This window comes from Streptomyces sp. NPDC005262, from assembly GCF_042872425.1.
Classification (GTDB): Bacteria; Actinomycetota; Actinomycetes; order Streptomycetales; family Streptomycetaceae; genus Streptomyces.
The window spans coordinates 122,945-138,469 of record NZ_JBIAKK010000017.1 but is presented as its reverse complement, the minus strand read 5'-3'; the positions used below and the strand labels follow the sequence as shown (position 1 = coordinate 138,469).

The following is a 15,525-nucleotide window of genomic DNA, read 5'->3' as shown; positions in this document are numbered from 1 at the left end:
CGAACCATCGGCCTCTGCCGTTGGTGCCCGGCTTCTGCCGTCGGCACCCGGAGCGGAGTTACTCAGTGTCGTCCTTCCGACACGGACGGACCGCGGACAGGCGCCGACACGTGGTCGACATGTCGAAGGGAAGCCATCGCACGGCGACGATCCGCGCTTCGAATTCACGCGTGCCGACGACTGCCTGATCGGCAGTCAGCCCCTGGGAACGGCTCGGCGGGAGCGACGACTGCCGGACGAGGTACCCCACCGGCCGTACCGAAACGAGCAGTTGGATGCCGATCTCCACCGCGGACCCCGCAGCGACCCACCGGAACGGGCGCGTATCCGCGTCCCGACCAATCCACCCACGGGTCAAGGAGATTCCGCACCGAGCACAGAGTTGCTCAGTGCTCGGTGACCGCACGGACCAGCGGTGAGCCGAGCACCTGGTGTCCGCCGCTGGCCATCATCCGCACCTCGCCGTTCTCGCTGATCTCCGCGCGTACGATGCCTGTCTCGTCCTCGTAGATGGGATAACCGCCGGCCCCCTCCCGTGCAGTCCGCCGAACAATCACAGCGTCGTCCTCGACGGCAGATGCCTGAAATACCAGCTCGTAACTTTCTGGGTAATCCATAAGGGGCTCCGCCCGACGATCTTCGGCGGCGAGTCCGCTGCCTGCGTCTCCCATTGTCGCCCACACCCTCGCGCTGTGCCTCAAGAGGATCCGGAGGCACAGGACCCTCAGGGCGGCGGTGCGGGCTCGTCCGCTCCGCGGGTTCCCCGGCGGATGAGCCCCTCGATGATCGCGTCGAGTTCGTCGGCAACCGAGTAGTCGGCGGCGTAGGCACGCCACTGGTCCTTGATGGCGGTGAGCCGCGGCAGCTCCTCCGCGTCCTCCTCCGTGACCATCTCGGGGAAGTAGCGCCTGCTCGGCGGGTGCTCCGCACGGCGGGCGGCGGCCCTGCGGAAGATCAGGTCGCCGTATATGTACTGCCAGATCGTCCAGCAGGCACGTACCGCCCGGGCCGGGGAGAGACCGCACTTCTGGGCGCAGTCGAGGATCTCCTCCACTATCCACAGGACATCCCTGTCGGTGAGCTCGCCCAGCGCCAGGACGTCGAGCACCCATGGGATCCGGCGGAGGATCTCATGAGCGTGCACAGAGACCGCGAGCAGCCGCGCGCGGGGGTCCTCGGGCAGATCGGGGCGCGGCAAGGCGCCCGCGGTCCCGGACAGGGTGAGCATCAGCAGCTCGTCCTTGTCCCGTACATAGTGGTAGAGCGCCATCGGCGTGCTGCCGAGCTCCTTCGCCACCCGTCGCATGCTCAGGGCGTCCAGGCCCTCTTCCTCGAGGATGCGGCGCGCGGTGGCGACCATCGTGTCGGGGTCGAGCCTCCTCGGCCGTCCCACGGACCGCCCGCTCGCCGCCTGCTTCTTTTCTGCACCCGACACATGACCTATTGTCCCTCTCACCTCCCCCGCAACCGTTTTCGTATAGGTAAAATAATCTGCTCACGAGGGTCAGACCCGGCGCCGCACGCGCAGCCGGGATCCCGCGTCCGATGCGCAGGTGATCTGCCAGACCACTGCTGCGGCCAGCCCCCAGATCAGCCCCACCGCACCGATGTGGCCGGCGAATCCGGCGAGCGCGAGCGTCAGCAGCAGACAGGGCAGCGCCCAGGCGAGGGTGTGCCCCCATGGCGCATCGGCCACCACCGCGGCCAGCACTCCGACACCGAAGTACACGGCCAGGCCGACGCCCAGCAGCCAGCGTGCCTCGTCCGGGGCGGGGCCGTGCGGATGCGCGATGGCCAGCCCCAGCCCCGCAGCCAGGACAGCGATCACGCAGGATGTCACGCAGTGCAGCGTCAGGGTGACGCGCACGGGCAGGTCGTCCGGACCGGGCTTCGGCACGCCGCCGAAGCCGTGCAGCAGCGACATGCTCCACAGCGCGACGAGCAGGACGAAGGAACCGGTCGCGACGCCGGCCATGGGCAGGTCCCAGACGGTGTCCGCTGCTGCCGAGGTGATCCGGACGACCCCCTCGCCCAGCACGATGATGACGAAGAGGCCCAGTCGCTCCACCATGTGCGGCACATCGGAATAAGCCGCCTCGATGGCCGGCAGCCGATCGGAGTGCCCTCGCTTCCGGACGAAGCGCTGGACCCGGTCCTGTGCGTCTTGCAGCATGCGGCTGCCCGAGACGGTGAGCATGATCAGCAGGTCGAACGCGAGGCCGAGAGCCCACAGCCAGTACCGCATCGGGGCATCCACCCACAGCGAGATGATCCAGGGCAGCGTCCCGCCGCCCACTTGAGCGAGCGGCCAGTCCACCACGATCTGTCCGGGCCGCCAGAGCCGGCCGGACAGCCAGCGCACGAAGGCGTACGCGATCGCGAACGCCAGGGCGTGGTCGGTACGGATACCAGGCACGGCCGCGACCATGACGGCCAGCCCGAGCATCGCCAGCAGGAAGCCGGGCGTCCAGGCGCGGCTTCCCTCGACGTTCCCGTAGACGGCGAAGCAGACCCACGCGATCCAGAAAGCCAGATAGAGCACCACGTACAGGCCGAGGTCGGCGACTGCCGGTCTGTCGTGCAACAGGTGCGAGAGCTGGAGGACACCCGCGACGACGACCAGGTCGAAGAACAGCTCGACCCAGGAGGCGTGCCGCTGGGCGGGCGGCTGACGTGTGCTCATGAGGGAATCATGGGCCAGGCGTTCCGCTCCTGGACGCAGGCAGCCACGTCTCGCGGGGCACGATCCGGGCCAGGGCGCGGCAGGAGCGCGGCCGGCGAGGACGGTCACAGCCGGACGATGACCAGGGCGGCGTCGTCGATGGCGCCGCCCGGCGGGAGCAGTTCGAGCAGGACGGCGTCGGCAAGGGGTTCGGGGTCGATGCCCTGGTGGCGGACGAGGGAGTCGGCGAGGCGGTCGAGGCCGACGTCGATGTCCTCGCGGCGGCGTTCGATCAGGCCGTCGGTGTACAGAACAAGGGCGTCCCCCGCGGCGAAGACGGTGGTCCCTTGAGGCCGGGGGACGGAGTCCGGGCGGGCGCCGAGCGGGGGGTCGGTGGCCTGGTCGAGGAACTCCACAGCGCCGTCGGTGTGCAGCAGCGCGGGAGGGGGGTGCCCGGCGCTGCTGTAGCTGATGGTGTGCGTGTCCCAGTCGATGCGGGTCGTGACGACGGTGGTGTTCTCGGCGCCGTCGACCGAGCGGGCGTACAGGTCGACGACTTCCAGGGCCTGGGCGGGGCCGTGGGCGACGCGGGACGCGGCGCTCAGCGCGCTGCGGAGCAGGCCCATGACGCCGGCGGCTCGAAGACCGTGGCCGACGACGTCGCCGACCGCGACGCCGACGCAGTCGCCGGGCAGATCGACCAGGTCGTACCAGTCTCCGCACACGTTCAGCGAGCCGACCGCGGGCCGGTAGCGCACGGCGGGGCGGTGGCGGCCGACGGGTCCGGGGACGGGCAGCATGGCCTGCTGCAGGGCGAGGGCCACCTCACGCTCCCGGGCGTGGGCCTGCCGCAGTCGTTCGTTGACCTCCTGCAGTTCCCGGGCCCGGGTGTAGAGCTCGGCCTCCAGCACGCGGGTCCGGTCGCTGTCGGGGCCGCCACGGGCCTTGATGAGCTCGGTCACCTCCTCCACCCGGTGCACCAGCAGGACCACCCGCCCGTCGGCTCCGAACACCGGGGCGTTGACCGGGCTCCAGTACCGCTCCTCCCACTCGCCCGGCCGCTCCGAGGACTGGACATCATAGGGCTGCAGCGCCATGGCGTCCCGCTCGCCGGTGTCCAGCACCCGCTCGAGCGACGCCTCCAGATTCCGCATGCCGGTCGCGGCAGGGTTGTTCGGATTGTCAGGGAACACGTCGAACAGGTACCGGCCGACCACCTGTTCGCGCGTGCGCCCGGACATGCGGAGGAACTCTTCGTTCACATCCGCGAACATTAGTTCCGGGGTGAGCAGCGCCACCATGCCGGGCAGCCCCTGGAACACCGCCGCGTAGTCGATCCCGTCATCCGTCATGGTCCGCCTGCCTCAGTGTCCGTCGTCGGCGTGTGACCCCACGCTCCGGCCGGGGCCGCCGACGAACGGGCCGGGAGCACAACCGTCTGCGCGAGAGAGTGCCCGGAGCGGGCGAGCCGGTGTCAGAAGTCGACCGCCTCGCGGATGAGCGGGCAGGTCATGCAGTGGCCGCCGCCACGCCCACGGCCGAGTTCGGCGCCGACGATGGTGATGACTTCGACCCCGGCCTTGCGCAGGAGGGTGTTGGTCTGCGTGTTGCGGTCGTAAGTGAAGACGACGCCGGGCTCCAGGGCGACGGCGTTGTTGCCGCTGTCCCACTGCTGCCGCTCGGACGCGTACACGTCGCCGCCTGTCTCGATCACCCGCAGGCCCGGCAGGCCCAGACCCTTGGCCACGACATCGACGAACGCTGCCGATCCCTCGTCGGTGATGTCGACACCGGGAGCATTGCCGCCGGGGCGCAGGGAGAAGGTGTGGACCGCCTCCATGATCGTCGGGTAGACCGTCACGATGTCCCGGTCGGCGAACGTGAAAACGGTGTCCAGGTGCATCGCCGCGCGGAGCTTCGGCATTCCCGCGACGATGACGTGCTCGGCGGCGCCGTTCCTGAAGAGTGCGGCCGCGACCTGGGTGATGGCCTGGCGGGAGGTGCGTTCGCTCATGCCCATGAGCACCACACCGTTGCCGACGGGCATGATGTCGCCGCCCTCGAACGTGGCCTGGCCCCAGTCCAGTTCCGGGTCTCCCCACCACACGGTGGAGCCCATGAAGTCCGGGTGGAAGGTGTAGACGGCCTTCATCAGGAGGGTTTCGCCGTGCCGGGCCGGCCAGTACAGCGGGTTCATGGTCAGGCCGCCGTAGAGCCAGCAGGTGGTGTCACGGGTGTAGAGCGTGTTCGGCAGCGGTGGCATGAGGTACTCGCGCGCGCCCGTCGAATCGCGGGCCAGGGTGACGTACCCGGAGCGGAACTCGTGCGGCAGGTCCGTGGTGGCGAGACCGCCGATCAGGTACTCGGCGAGGCGGCGCGGATCGAGTGATTCCAGAAAGGCGCGTGTGTCGTCGATGAGCCCGATGCCCACCTCGTTCGCGGTGATCTTCCGGTCAAGAAGCCAGGTCCGGGCCTCGGGAATCGCCATCGTCCGGGCAAGCACATCGTGCAGTTCGACGACCTCGACACCGCCTTGCGTCAGCTTGTTGACGAAGTCGGCGTGGTCGCGCTGCGCGTTCTCCACCCACATGACGTCGTCGAAGAGCAGGTCGTCGGAGTTGGTCGGGGTGAGTCGGCGGTGCGCCAGACCCGGCGCGCAGACCAGTACCTTGCGCAGCCTGCCGACTTCGGAATGGACGCCGAGTACCGGCGCGGACGTGGGTGTGTCGGTCACGGTGTGTGCCTTTCCGCATGGGGCGAGGGAGACGGGACGGCTGAGGCAGATCAGAGCTCGATCCAGCCGGCCGCCAGGGCGATCACGCCCACGACGGCACCGGCGATCGAGACAGCGCAGATCACCGCTTCGGCGGGCGAGAACAGGCGTCTGTTCCGCTCCCGCCTCGCCTTGACGAACAAGAAAGTCGCCGGGGCATAGAGGATGAACGAGAGCAGTACGAACCTCAGTCCGGCGGCGTACACCAGAAACGCGGTGTAGAGCGTCGCCAGCAGGGCGATCACCAGTTCCCGGCGAGGTCCGCGCTCCACGGCGCTCCCCCGGCCCGGCCCGAATGCGATCTTGACGGCGAAGGCGGCCGCGAGGAAGAACGGGATCAGGCTGAGCACGCTGGTCAGGTCGAGGGCGAAATTGAAGGCGTCGTCCGACAACATCGTGACGACCAGGACGATCTGGCTCAGTGCGGTGGTCATGAGAAGGGCGGGCACGGGGACGTCGGGCCGCGGTGGCACGGCCCAGGAAGCGGGGCATGTCATCGTCCTTGGCCGCGACGAACAGCACCTCTGCAGCCATAAGCGTCCATGCCAGATAGGCGCCGAGCACGGAGACGATGAGCCCCACGCTGACGAAGGCCATGCCCCAGGTGCCGACCGCGGCCTGGAGCACGCCGGCCATGGAGGGCTGGCGCAGCTCGGCGATCTCACCCATCGGCAGGATTCCGTACGACACGATGGTGACCGAGGCGAAGACGGCGAAGACGCTGAGGAATCCCAGGACGGTGGCTCTGCCGACGTCCTCGCGCCGCTTGGCGTGGCGGGAGTAGACGCTGGCTCCCTCGACACCGAGGAAGACGAAGACGGTGGCGAGCATGGTGCCGCGGACCTGGTGGGACAGCGAACCGGCGTAGTCGGCGCCGCCGAAGTTCTCCGCGAAGACGGACGGGTCGAAGTAGAAGAGGGACAACAGGATGAAGACCAGGATCGGTACGACCTTGGCCACGGTCACCACCCGGTTGATGGCCGCCGCTTCCTTCACTCCGCGCCGGATGAGCAGGAAGAACGCCCACAGCCCGACGGATGACAGGACCACCGCGAGGAGCGTGTCGCCGTCGCCGAGTGCGGGTGCGACGGCACCGATCGTCGACATGATCAGCACCCAGTAGGTGACGTTGCCGACGCACGCGCTGGCCCAGTATCCGAACGCCGAGAAGAAGCCCAGATATTCACCGAAACCGGCCTTTGCGTAGGCGTAGACGCCCGCGTCGAGATCGGGCCTGCGCACCGCGAGAGCCTGGAACACGAATGCCAGCATCAGCATGCCGACGCCCGCGATGACCCACGAGATCAGCGCGCCGGCGACTCCGGTCTCCTCGGCGAACCGCCGTGGCAGGGAGAACACCCCGGCACCCACCATGGAGCCGACGACCATCGTCGTCAGCGTGAACAGGGTCAGCTTGACCGCAGGCCGCCCTTCGGCCGCGGCGGACGGGGTGGTGCCGGTGTCGGAGTCGGTCATCAATTCCCTCGTCGACGCGCCCTGTGACGGACGCATTGGCTGTTACTGGGCCGTGGGACCGGCTGCGACGGGTTGCGTCATCTCGATCTGGAAGCCGCTGATGCCGTGGAGCACGCTCCGGGCGGGGCTCGGGTCGTCGAAGACGGCGTACGGCGCGTACGACGACGCACCCTGGCCGGCCCGCTGTACGGCGGACCGGCTGTGACCGTTCCTCATCGCGACAAGCGCGGCAGTCATCGCGCCCATGACCAGGGGCACCTGGATCGGACCGTCCGGAGCATCGAGAACGAAACGCGCGAGTGTGCCGGCCACCAGGACGGTCGGCACGACAAAGAAGGGGACGGCCGCGTCAGCCGATGAAGGCACCCGGAGGCGCGCTCGCGTTCCGCCTGGTCGTCGTCCGCCACATCAGCTCCGGTTCGCACAGGCCCGCCGATCGCAACACCGCACTTTCGCCCAGACGGAAATCTAGTACCGTTCAATTAGTTTGTCGCGCTTTGCACCATTTAGAACTTCATGCGGTTCTTGCTGTGCTCCCTTCGCCACAGGGCTTGCCGGCACCCCGTGCGCACAGGACACCCTCCCTCCATGGCGCGGGGACCGGCCGCCTCAGCCTCGCGACCGTCCTTCTCAGTCAGTCACCCTGAAACCGTCGAGTGTGGTGTACTGCGCGCGGCGCTTCACGATCTGCGCGGTGTGCTCACCCGCGGTCAGCCCCTCGACGCCGAAGATCTCGGCCTGTACCTGGCGCGTGGTGGCGGTGGTGTCCACCGACCCCTGCGACGCGCCGTCGACGAAGACCTCGACGCTGCCCTGGTCGGGTCGCCTCGTTGATCGCCGAGGTCGCATGCGAAACGGGTTTCCACGTCCAGATCTACGACGCTACGTACTGACGGTCACCTATCAGGCCGCGTCCTGCTTCGCCAGGAGTATCCGATGGGGCATCGGCTGCCGGGCCTCACCCGGGTCCCGACCGGGAGAACATGGGCTGTTCAGGCCGGCACCCCGGCGTCGTGGACCAGCTTCTGCTCGGTCCAGATGGTCTTGCCCCGCTGCGTGTAACGCGTTCCCCAGCGGTCGGAGCACTGGGCGACGAGGAGCAGCCCGCGGCCGCCCTCGTCGGTGGTGCGGGCATGTCGAAGACGTGGCGCGGTGCTGCTGCCGTCGAAGACCTCGCAGGTCAGGACGAGGTCGTGGATCAGGCGCAGTCGGATGGGAGCCTTGGCGTGCCTCATGGCGTTGGTGACGAGTTCGCTGGCGATGAGCTCGGTGGCGAACGCCTCCTCGTCCAGGTCCCATGATGTGAGCTGGCGGGTGACGAGCGACCGGGCCGTGGAGACGATGGCCGGGTCCGTCGGCAGGTCCCACGATGCGACCCGGCCTGGGTCCAGCGCGTGTGTACGGGCGACGAGGACGGCGGCGTCCTCGTCGGCCTGCTCCGGGACGAGCGCCTCGGTGAGCATGCAGGCCGTCTCCTGCACCGAGCCGGACGGCCGGGCGAGCAGGTCCGCGAGTCGGGCCTCGTCCGGGTCGCCACCGCGCGCCCGCAGGAGCCCGCTGGTGTGCAGCACGACCACCGAGCCCTCCGGCAGCGTCACATCGGTCTTTGCGAACGGCGGCCCGGGGAGGCCGAGCGGGGCGGCGGACGGAACGTCCAGCATCATCGCTGTCCCGTCCGGGTGGACGACAGCGGGGCCGGGATGGCCCGCGCCGGCCGCACAGCAGTGCAGGGAGATGGGGTCGTAGACCAGATAGAGGAAGGTGCACCAGGCACCCGAGTCGGCATGCGGCGCTTGGGAGCCTGCTTCGTGGGGCGGTTCGTTGCCGTCGCGCCGGGGACCGGCGTCGTCGGCCAGACGCCGCACCAGGTCATCGAGGCGCGCGAGCATCTCGTCGGGCTCCAGGTCCAGATCGGAGAGCGTGTGCACGGCCGCGCGGAGCCGTCCCATGGCGGCGGCGGTCTCCATGCCGCGCCCGGGCACACTGCCTGCCACGAGCGCCACCCGGGCTCCCGACAGCGGCACGACATCGACCCAGTCGCCGCCGGCCCCGCCGTGCACGTACTCGTAGGCCACCTCCACCCCGTTGTTCCGGGGAGGTCCCGTCGGAAGCAGACTGCGCTGCAATGCCATCAGCGAGTCGTGCTCGCGCACGTAGCGGCGGGCGTTGTCCAGGCAGAGAGCGGTGCGGCGCCCGAGCTCGGTGGCCACCATGAGATCGTCCTGCTGGAACGGGCCCTGCTCCCCCCAGCGGTAGAAGGTGGCGATCCCCAGGGCACGGTCCTGGGCGACCAGCGGTACGAACATGAGTGAGTGGATCTTCTCCTCCAGCATCCGACGGCCGCGAACGGGATCGCTCAGCACCCAGTCGCTGTCGGGGGTCAGCGGGCTGATCAGGCGCGGTTGCAGATCGGAGAGTGCCTGGGACGACGGTGACGCCGGCGGGAAGGTGCTGGACTCGCCGACGGGGTAGGCGCCCGGCAGTGCGGAGTCGGACCGCCTGGACCGCGACGCGGCCCGACGCAGCACGGCGCCGGGCCGCACCGGGCCGGAAGAGATCTCCCCGCCCATGAGCACCGGCTCGAGAACCTCCACGCCGATACTGTCGGCCAGTTTGGGCACTGCCACCTCGGCCAGCTCCTGGGCTGTGCGCATCACATCGAGTCCGGTTCCGATGCGTGAACCGCCCTCGGCGAGCAGAGCGAGCCGCTCCTGTGCGAGGTGGCGTTCGGTGACGTCGACCGCGGCGTCAGCCACGCCCAGGACACGACCGTCGTCGTCCTCGAGGCGGAACGCGGAGACCGAGTAGACGTGCGTGTGCTCCGGATCCCCCGGGGGCTTGCCCTGCTTCTCGAAACCCATCACCGGTACACCCGTGTCCAGCACGCGAGTCAACACCCGCTCCATCAGCTCCGGGCTGAAGTCGGGCCATGCCTCGGTCGGCCGTTTGCCGAGCGCTCCCGCGGCGGGGGCACCGTGCATGCCTTCCGCAGCACTGCTGAACCGCATCAGCCGCAACTGCGGGTCGAGAACGAAGAGCCCCACCGGGGACCGGGTGAACAGCGCCTCGAGCAGCGCCCGGTCCAGGTCCGACTCAGGGGGCCCCGTCGGGACAAGTGTCACCGTCCACCGTGCGTCGGCACCGCTTCCTGCCCCCGTCGATTCCACGGGGCGCATGGTCAGCCTGCAGGGCACCGTCCGGCCGTCGCGATGACGCACCACCGTCATGGCGCCGTCGGCGTCCGCCGATTCCGCGGCCGTGGCCAGGAACTCGGTCGCCGGGCGGCCCAGCACCCACTCGGCCGGGTATCCGAGCAACTGCTCGGCTTCCCGGCTCCATCCGGTGATGACGCCTCGCACTCCGACTTCGGCTCGGGCCGAGTTCTGAATCGTGTGCGCGTCGAGCCGGCCCGTGCCGTTCTCGACGTCCGGTGCACCCATGTCCACCAGCCTCGCCCTGCATCTGTCCTCGTGCTCCCAGTCTCCTCCACGGCAACCCGCTCACAACTTGTCCCACGGCCTCCCCACATCGTGCGGCCAGAGATTACCGTTCGGTAACACGGGTGCAGAGGGATTGGCGGTGCGGACAGCCCGAGGTTGACTCATCAACCATGACTGACTGGACCGGCCGCACCGCCGTCGACATCGCTGCCGCCGTACGTGAAGGACGGGCCGACGCTGCCGACGTCACCCGCCAGCATCTGGACCGCATCGCCCGGCTCGATCCGGGCCTGTCCGCATTCCGGTACGTGCGGGTGGAGAAGGCGCAGGCAGAGGCGGAGGCGGTGGACCGGCGGGCCGACCGTGCTTCCCTGCCGCTCGCAGGGGTCCCCGTTGCGATCAAGGACAACATCGCTGTCGCGGGCGAGCAGGCCCGCAGCGGCTCCGCTGCCACCGCGCCGGACCGCAGCTCCGCCGACCACGTGATCGTCGAGCGGCTGCGGGCGGCGGGCGCCGTGGTGATCGGTCTGACCAACGTGCCGGAACTCTGCCTGGTCCCGATGGCGGACAGCGTCTACGGGATCGCCCGCAACCCCTGGAACGAGCAGCGCACACCCGGCGGCTCCTCGGGCGGTAGCGCGGCCGCGGTGGCCGCCGGTCTCGTCCCACTGGCGCACGGCAACGACGGGTTCGGCTCGATCCGTATCCCCTGCGCCTGCTGCGGAACCATCGGCATCAAGCCCGGGCGCGGCGTCGTGCCGCACGCACCGGACGACCCGACCTGGTTCGACCTGGTCGAGAACGGCCCGATCGCGACCACGGTGCAGGACGCAGCCCTCGGACTGGCCGTGATGGCCGGTGACCCGGACTACGCGCAGCTCGGCGAACCGGGGCCGCTGCGTATCGGCGTGTCGGTCCGGTCGATATCGCCGGGCTTCACGATCGCCGCCCAATACCGCCGTGCCGCGCTGGAAGCCGGAAAACTACTGGAAGGGCTCGGGCACACGGTGACCGGGCACACCCGGCGCTACCCGGCATGGCTGGGACCTGCGTCGCTGAGCTCCTGGTACGCCTCGGCGCACCAGAGCGCCGAGGGCCTCGACCGCACCGAACTCGACCGGAGCACCCGGCGGTTGGCCGCAATCGGCAGGACGCTGGGGGCTGTGCACCTGCGGGGGGACCATGCGCGGGACCGCTGGCGCAGCGAGGCGGCAGAACGCTTCTTCGGGCAGGTCGATGTCCTGCTGCTGCCCGCACTCAGCCGGCCGGCAGCGCAGGCGAGGCGCTGGGGCGAACACGGCGCACTGCGCACCTCGGCGGTCAGCACACGTACGGCCTCCCTCTTCGGCTCCTGGAACATCGCGGGCTGGCCGGCGCTCGCCGTGCCCGTGGGGGTGGACGACGACGCGATGCCCGTCGCGGTGCAGCTCGTCGCCAAGCCCGGCGGCGAGAAGCGCCTGCTGGAACTCGCCGCGCAGATCGAAGCCGCCGAACCCTGGCCGCGGCACGCGCCGCGCTATGCCCCGGACGCCACGGGCGGCGCCGGGACAGGGGGCCGGCAGCAGTGAACGGCTGCCGCCGCGGCCGCTCCGCGGCACCTGCACCGTCTACCCACGTACGAGCAGCTTCGGCCTCGGCAAAACCCGACTGACCCCGGCGCCCGAGTCGCCAATTGTCGACGTGATTCCTGGCAGGAGCCTCGGCTCGGTCAGGACGAGGACCATGACGTGGAGGTTGATTGTGCGCTACCGCGAGCTGGGACGCAGTGGACTGTCCGTGTCCGAGATCGGATACGGCGCGTGGGGCATCGGTGAGTCCAGCTGGGTGGGTGCCACGGAGGACGAATCCGTACGCGCTCTGCACCGTGCCATCGACCTCGGCGTGAACTTCATCGATACGGCGCGCGGTTACGGCGAGAGCGAGCGAATCGTCGGCCGGGTCGTCCGCGAGCGGGCCGACGACGAGGTGCTCGTCGCGACCAAGGTGCCGCCGAAGAACCGCACGTGGCCGGCGCCCGACGGCCTGGACCCGGCAGAGGCGTTCCCCGGCGAGCACATCCGCAGGAGCCTGGAGACCAGTCTGCGCACCAGCGGCCAGGACCACTTCGACGTACTGCAGTTCCACGTGTGGAGCGATGACTGGGTAAGCCGTGGTGACTGGCTGGAGACGATCGCGGAACTGAAGCAGGAGGGCAAGATCCGCCTGTTCGGCGTCTCCATCAACGACCACCAGCCCGACAACGCGCTCGCACTCGTGCGCAGCGGCGCCGTGGACACCGTGCAGGTCATCTACAACCTCTTCGACCAAGCGCCCGCCGACGCGCTGCTGCCGGCCTGTGAGGAGCAAGGCGTCGGTGTCATCGTGCGGGTGGCGCTGGACGAGGGCGGCCTCACCGGCCGGATCACCGCCGGTACGACGTTTCCCGAGGGCGACTGGCGCAACCGCTACTTCCGCGACGACCGCCCGGCACAGGTCGAGCAGCGGGTGGCCGCTATCGTCGCCGACCTCGGCATCGCCCCCGATGAGATCGCCGAGCATGCGTTGCGGTTCGTACTGAGTTCGCCCGCGGTTTCCACCGTCATCCCCGGAATGCGCTCCGTACGCAACGTCGAGCGCAACACGGCCCTGAGCGACGGACGTCCGCTCACCGCCGACCAGCTCGCCGTGCTGGCCAAGCATCGGTGGGAGCGCAACTTCTACTCGTGATCCGCGGGCACCGTCGCCGGGAGCGGGCGGCCTACGGATTCACCCCCGCGCACCGCCCGGCCGTGAGCGGTTCTACCGGCGTTCCAGCGAACCGCGGACGAATGCTGCCTGGCCGACATGCTGCAGGTCGTCCGTGATGACGCTGATCAGGCGCACGCCCAGGGTGACCGGCGGCGACCAGGTCTCGTCCACGATGCGCTCCAGGGACCTGGGGTGGAGCCCACGGATGAACTCGATGCTCTGCTCGTGGACGGCGTCGTAATATCCGAGCAGCAGGTCGGACGAACCCACCTGGACAGCCGCGACCTGTTTACTGCTCTGCCCGTATCCGGTGGCTCCCTTGTCGAAGGGCAGGTCGAAGCGGGAGGCCCAGTCCTGGGAGAACCAGACCTGCTGCACACCGGCCGCATCCGAGACATGGTCGTCCTGAATCCGGGTGAGGTGCCACACCAGCCAGGCGATCGAGTTCGCGCCGTCGTCGAGCCGGACGTGCAGGTCGTCGGCGGACAGTCCCTCGACCGCCGAGTGCACCGCTTCCTGAATTCGTGTGAACGCGTCCTTCAAAAGGTCTGCGCTGTTCATGCGAACACCATCGCCGTTCCCGCGCCCGGACCCCGCCATCGACACGCTCCGCACGCCCCGTGCATCGCGGGCTCCGGACGCCGACCGCCGGTCCGACGCGGGTCGTCCCGTCAGCGACGTCCGCACCGGTGCCACGGACACCGGTTCGCGCTTCGGCGCCCGCGTGGTGAATGCGCGCCCAGGAATCCGATTCCCATACCCAGCATCCAGAAATCCTTGGCCAGCGGGATGCCGTTCTGGGTGGGTCGCAGACTGCCGGGCTCCCGCATTCCGGGGACCCTCAGATACAGACCGACCAGCCCCGCGGAGAACCCGGTGAGCGCCACTCCGGCCAGCCGGGTCGGTGCGAAGGGGGCGAGCAGCGTCCCTCCGACGGCGATCTCCGAGCAGGCGAGCAGCCGGGTGAAGAGCTGTGCGTCCAACTTCTTCAAGAACGGATAGGCGATGCAGGCCATGCCGTGCACCCCCGCGGCCGTCTCCTTGTCCGCTCTCAATTTGCTCAGTCCCGAGTTCAGGATGAACACACCGGTGGCGAGGCGCGGGGCCACGTCGCGTGCTTCGAGTTTCACTTCCATGGGAGCCTCCGTCGATCAGGTACTCGGGCCCCTCGTCGACCTTAGCCAGAAGGTGACAGAGGCGCTTGACGGAGAGATCGGCCTCTCCGTCAAGCGCCTCTGTCGCCCTTCGCCGGGCGCCGGTCCGTATCGCATCAGCCTCGTACGGCGTGTTCCGCCGTTCGGGGGATCGGCTTGCCTGAGGTCAGCCGGCGTTCTTGACGAACTCCGTGGTGAAGGTCTTGTCGAGGTCGACCTTGGCGTTCTTCAGGTTCGGGTTGAAGGCCTTCAGTACCCGCTCGACGGTGGCAGGTCCATCCGCGGGCATGACGCCGTCCGTGGTGAACATGGGCAGCGTGCTCTTGATGGCCTGCGCGTAGAGGGCCTTGCCGCCGCCCTGCGCGTAGTCGGCGGGCATCTTGGCCGCGATCTCGTCCGCGCTGTGCGTGGACATCCACTTCAGCGTCCTGACGAAGGCGTTGGCCAGCTTCTGGACGGTTTCCTTGTGACTGTTGACCCATTCGGTCTGCATGTACAGGCTGGAGGACGGGTAGAGCCCGCCGAGCGCCTGCTTGGAGCCTTCGGGGGTGCGCATGTCGATGAGAATCTTGCCGAGCTTCTTGTCCAGGATGGTGGCGACGGTCGGGTCGGTGGTCATGCCGCCCTGGATGGAGCCCTGCTGGAGGGCGGAGATGAAGGTCTGCCCCGCTCCCACCGCGACGGGTGTGAACTGGCTGGTCTGCACATCGCTGTTGACGGCGAGGTACTTCGTCAGGAAGTCGGTCGAGGAGCCGATGCCCGTCACCCCGAGCTTCTTGCCCTTGAAGTCCTTCGGTGACTTGATGTCGCCCGCTGCCTGGTTGGAGACGATCTCGACCTCGCCCGGCGCCTGTGAGAACTGGACGACCGACTCGACCTGCTTGCCCTTCACCTGGAGGTCGAGGGTGTGGTCGTAGAAGCCGACCGTGCCCTGCACATCACCGGAGACCAGGGCCGTCTCGGCCTGGACGCCCGCCGGCTCGGTCAGGAGCTGGACCGACACCCCTTCGTCCTTGAAGTAGCCCAGCCGCTCGGTGAGCATCGCGGGCAGGTAGATGACCTTGTCGAGACCCCCCACCATGATCTTGACCTTGGCGTTCTTGCCGTCGGAGGCGCCGCTGGACCCGGAGTCGGAGCCACAGGCGGTCAGGGTGGTCAGGGCGAGTGCGCCGGCGACGGCGACGGCCGAGACCCGGGTGAGTGTACGCATCTGGTTCACGTCCTCGTGATGAAGCAATCGGATATTCGAATGGCGGGCAGCCCGGGGCGCCGAGTCGGCGCCGCCGTGCGGAG

The 15,525-nt window shown here is 69.1% G+C and carries 13 protein-coding genes and 1 pseudogene; 2 read left to right on the top strand and 12 right to left on the bottom strand.

Annotation, left to right across the window (positions count from 1 at the left end):
* Window positions 1-386 precede the first annotated feature (386 nt).
* The 9 genes and pseudogenes from ACFYP5_RS31635 to ACFYP5_RS31595 all read right to left on the bottom strand — a co-directional run bounded on the left by ACFYP5_RS31635 (window position 387) and on the right by ACFYP5_RS31595 (window position 10,351).
* Entirely contained in the window at window positions 387-617 is a 231-nt protein-coding gene (locus ACFYP5_RS31635) for a DUF6296 family protein (protein WP_389042258.1), read from the bottom strand.
* Window positions 618-724: 107 nt separating this feature from the next.
* Entirely contained in the window at window positions 725-1,435 is a 711-nt protein-coding gene (locus tag ACFYP5_RS31630; RefSeq protein WP_389042256.1) for a TetR/AcrR family transcriptional regulator, read from the bottom strand.
* A gap of 69 nt (window positions 1,436-1,504) precedes the next feature.
* On the bottom strand, window positions 1,505-2,683 hold the full coding sequence (locus ACFYP5_RS31625) for a low temperature requirement protein A (RefSeq protein WP_389042255.1): 1,179 nt from the start codon (window positions 2,681-2,683) through the stop codon (window positions 1,505-1,507).
* A gap of 104 nt (window positions 2,684-2,787) precedes the next feature.
* Window positions 2,788-4,014: a PP2C family protein-serine/threonine phosphatase gene (locus ACFYP5_RS31620; protein WP_389042253.1), complete on the bottom strand. Its 1,227-nt coding sequence runs from the start codon at window positions 4,012-4,014 to the stop codon at window positions 2,788-2,790.
* A 122-nt stretch (window positions 4,015-4,136) separates the two neighbouring features.
* Complete coding sequence (locus tag ACFYP5_RS31615) at window positions 4,137-5,396, bottom strand: arginine deiminase (protein ID WP_389042251.1); 1,260 nt, start codon at window positions 5,394-5,396, stop codon at window positions 4,137-4,139.
* A 50-nt stretch (window positions 5,397-5,446) separates the two neighbouring features.
* A pseudogene (locus ACFYP5_RS31610) lies at window positions 5,447-6,911 on the bottom strand (basic amino acid/polyamine antiporter).
* A gap of 42 nt (window positions 6,912-6,953) precedes the next feature.
* Complete coding sequence (locus tag ACFYP5_RS31605) at window positions 6,954-7,238, bottom strand: hypothetical protein (protein ID WP_389042249.1); 285 nt, start codon at window positions 7,236-7,238, stop codon at window positions 6,954-6,956.
* A gap of 303 nt (window positions 7,239-7,541) precedes the next feature.
* Complete coding sequence (locus ACFYP5_RS31600) at window positions 7,542-7,760, bottom strand: hypothetical protein (RefSeq protein WP_389042248.1); 219 nt, start codon at window positions 7,758-7,760, stop codon at window positions 7,542-7,544.
* A 143-nt stretch (window positions 7,761-7,903) separates the two neighbouring features.
* Complete coding sequence (locus ACFYP5_RS31595; protein ID WP_389042246.1) at window positions 7,904-10,351, bottom strand: SpoIIE family protein phosphatase; 2,448 nt, start codon at window positions 10,349-10,351, stop codon at window positions 7,904-7,906.
* A 170-nt stretch (window positions 10,352-10,521) separates the two neighbouring features.
* Here ACFYP5_RS31595 and ACFYP5_RS31590 point away from each other — a divergent pair, with 170 nt between their 5' ends.
* Both ACFYP5_RS31590 and ACFYP5_RS31585 read left to right on the top strand, forming a co-directional pair.
* Window positions 10,522-11,919 (top strand): amidase, encoded by a 1,398-nt coding sequence (locus ACFYP5_RS31590; RefSeq protein ID WP_389042245.1) that lies wholly within the window; start codon window positions 10,522-10,524, stop codon window positions 11,917-11,919.
* Between the two features lie 172 nt (window positions 11,920-12,091).
* Window positions 12,092-13,057, top strand: coding sequence for an aldo/keto reductase (locus tag ACFYP5_RS31585; protein ID WP_389042322.1), 966 nt, complete (start codon window positions 12,092-12,094; stop codon window positions 13,055-13,057).
* Between the two features lie 72 nt (window positions 13,058-13,129).
* Here ACFYP5_RS31585 and ACFYP5_RS31580 read toward each other — a convergent pair whose 3' ends face one another.
* The 3 genes from ACFYP5_RS31580 to ACFYP5_RS31570 all read right to left on the bottom strand — a co-directional run bounded on the left by ACFYP5_RS31580 (window position 13,130) and on the right by ACFYP5_RS31570 (window position 15,442).
* Window positions 13,130-13,639 (bottom strand): DUF664 domain-containing protein, encoded by a 510-nt coding sequence (locus ACFYP5_RS31580; RefSeq protein ID WP_389042243.1) that lies wholly within the window; start codon window positions 13,637-13,639, stop codon window positions 13,130-13,132.
* 110 nt (window positions 13,640-13,749) lie between these two features.
* Window positions 13,750-14,214 (bottom strand): hypothetical protein, encoded by a 465-nt coding sequence (locus ACFYP5_RS31575; RefSeq protein WP_389042241.1) that lies wholly within the window; start codon window positions 14,212-14,214, stop codon window positions 13,750-13,752.
* Between the two features lie 184 nt (window positions 14,215-14,398).
* On the bottom strand, window positions 14,399-15,442 hold the full coding sequence (locus ACFYP5_RS31570; protein WP_389042239.1) for an ABC transporter substrate-binding protein: 1,044 nt from the start codon (window positions 15,440-15,442) through the stop codon (window positions 14,399-14,401).
* Window positions 15,443-15,525 lie beyond the last annotated feature (83 nt).

Bases quoted from the DNA above. Each gene is read 5' to 3' on its own strand.
- ACFYP5_RS31635 (WP_389042258.1), bottom strand. From the start codon at position 617: ATGGATTACCCAGAAAGTTACGAGCTGGTATTTCAGGCATCTGCCGTC.
- ACFYP5_RS31625 (WP_389042255.1), bottom strand. From the start codon at position 2,683: ATGAGCACACGTCAGCCGCCCGCCCAGCGGCACGCCTCCTGGGTCGAG.
- ACFYP5_RS31620 (WP_389042253.1), bottom strand. From the start codon at position 4,014: ATGACGGATGACGGGATCGACTACGCGGCGGTGTTCCAGGGGCTGCCC.
- ACFYP5_RS31600 (WP_389042248.1), bottom strand. From the start codon at position 7,760: ATGCGACCTCGGCGATCAACGAGGCGACCCGACCAGGGCAGCGTCGAG.
- ACFYP5_RS31595 (WP_389042246.1), bottom strand. From the start codon at position 10,351: ATGGGTGCACCGGACGTCGAGAACGGCACGGGCCGGCTCGACGCGCAC.
- ACFYP5_RS31590 (WP_389042245.1), top strand. From the start codon at position 10,522: ATGACTGACTGGACCGGCCGCACCGCCGTCGACATCGCTGCCGCCGTA.
- ACFYP5_RS31580 (WP_389042243.1), bottom strand. From the start codon at position 13,639: ATGAACAGCGCAGACCTTTTGAAGGACGCGTTCACACGAATTCAGGAA.
- ACFYP5_RS31575 (WP_389042241.1), bottom strand. From the start codon at position 14,214: ATGGAAGTGAAACTCGAAGCACGCGACGTGGCCCCGCGCCTCGCCACC.
- ACFYP5_RS31570 (WP_389042239.1), bottom strand. From the start codon at position 15,442: ATGCGTACACTCACCCGGGTCTCGGCCGTCGCCGTCGCCGGCGCACTC.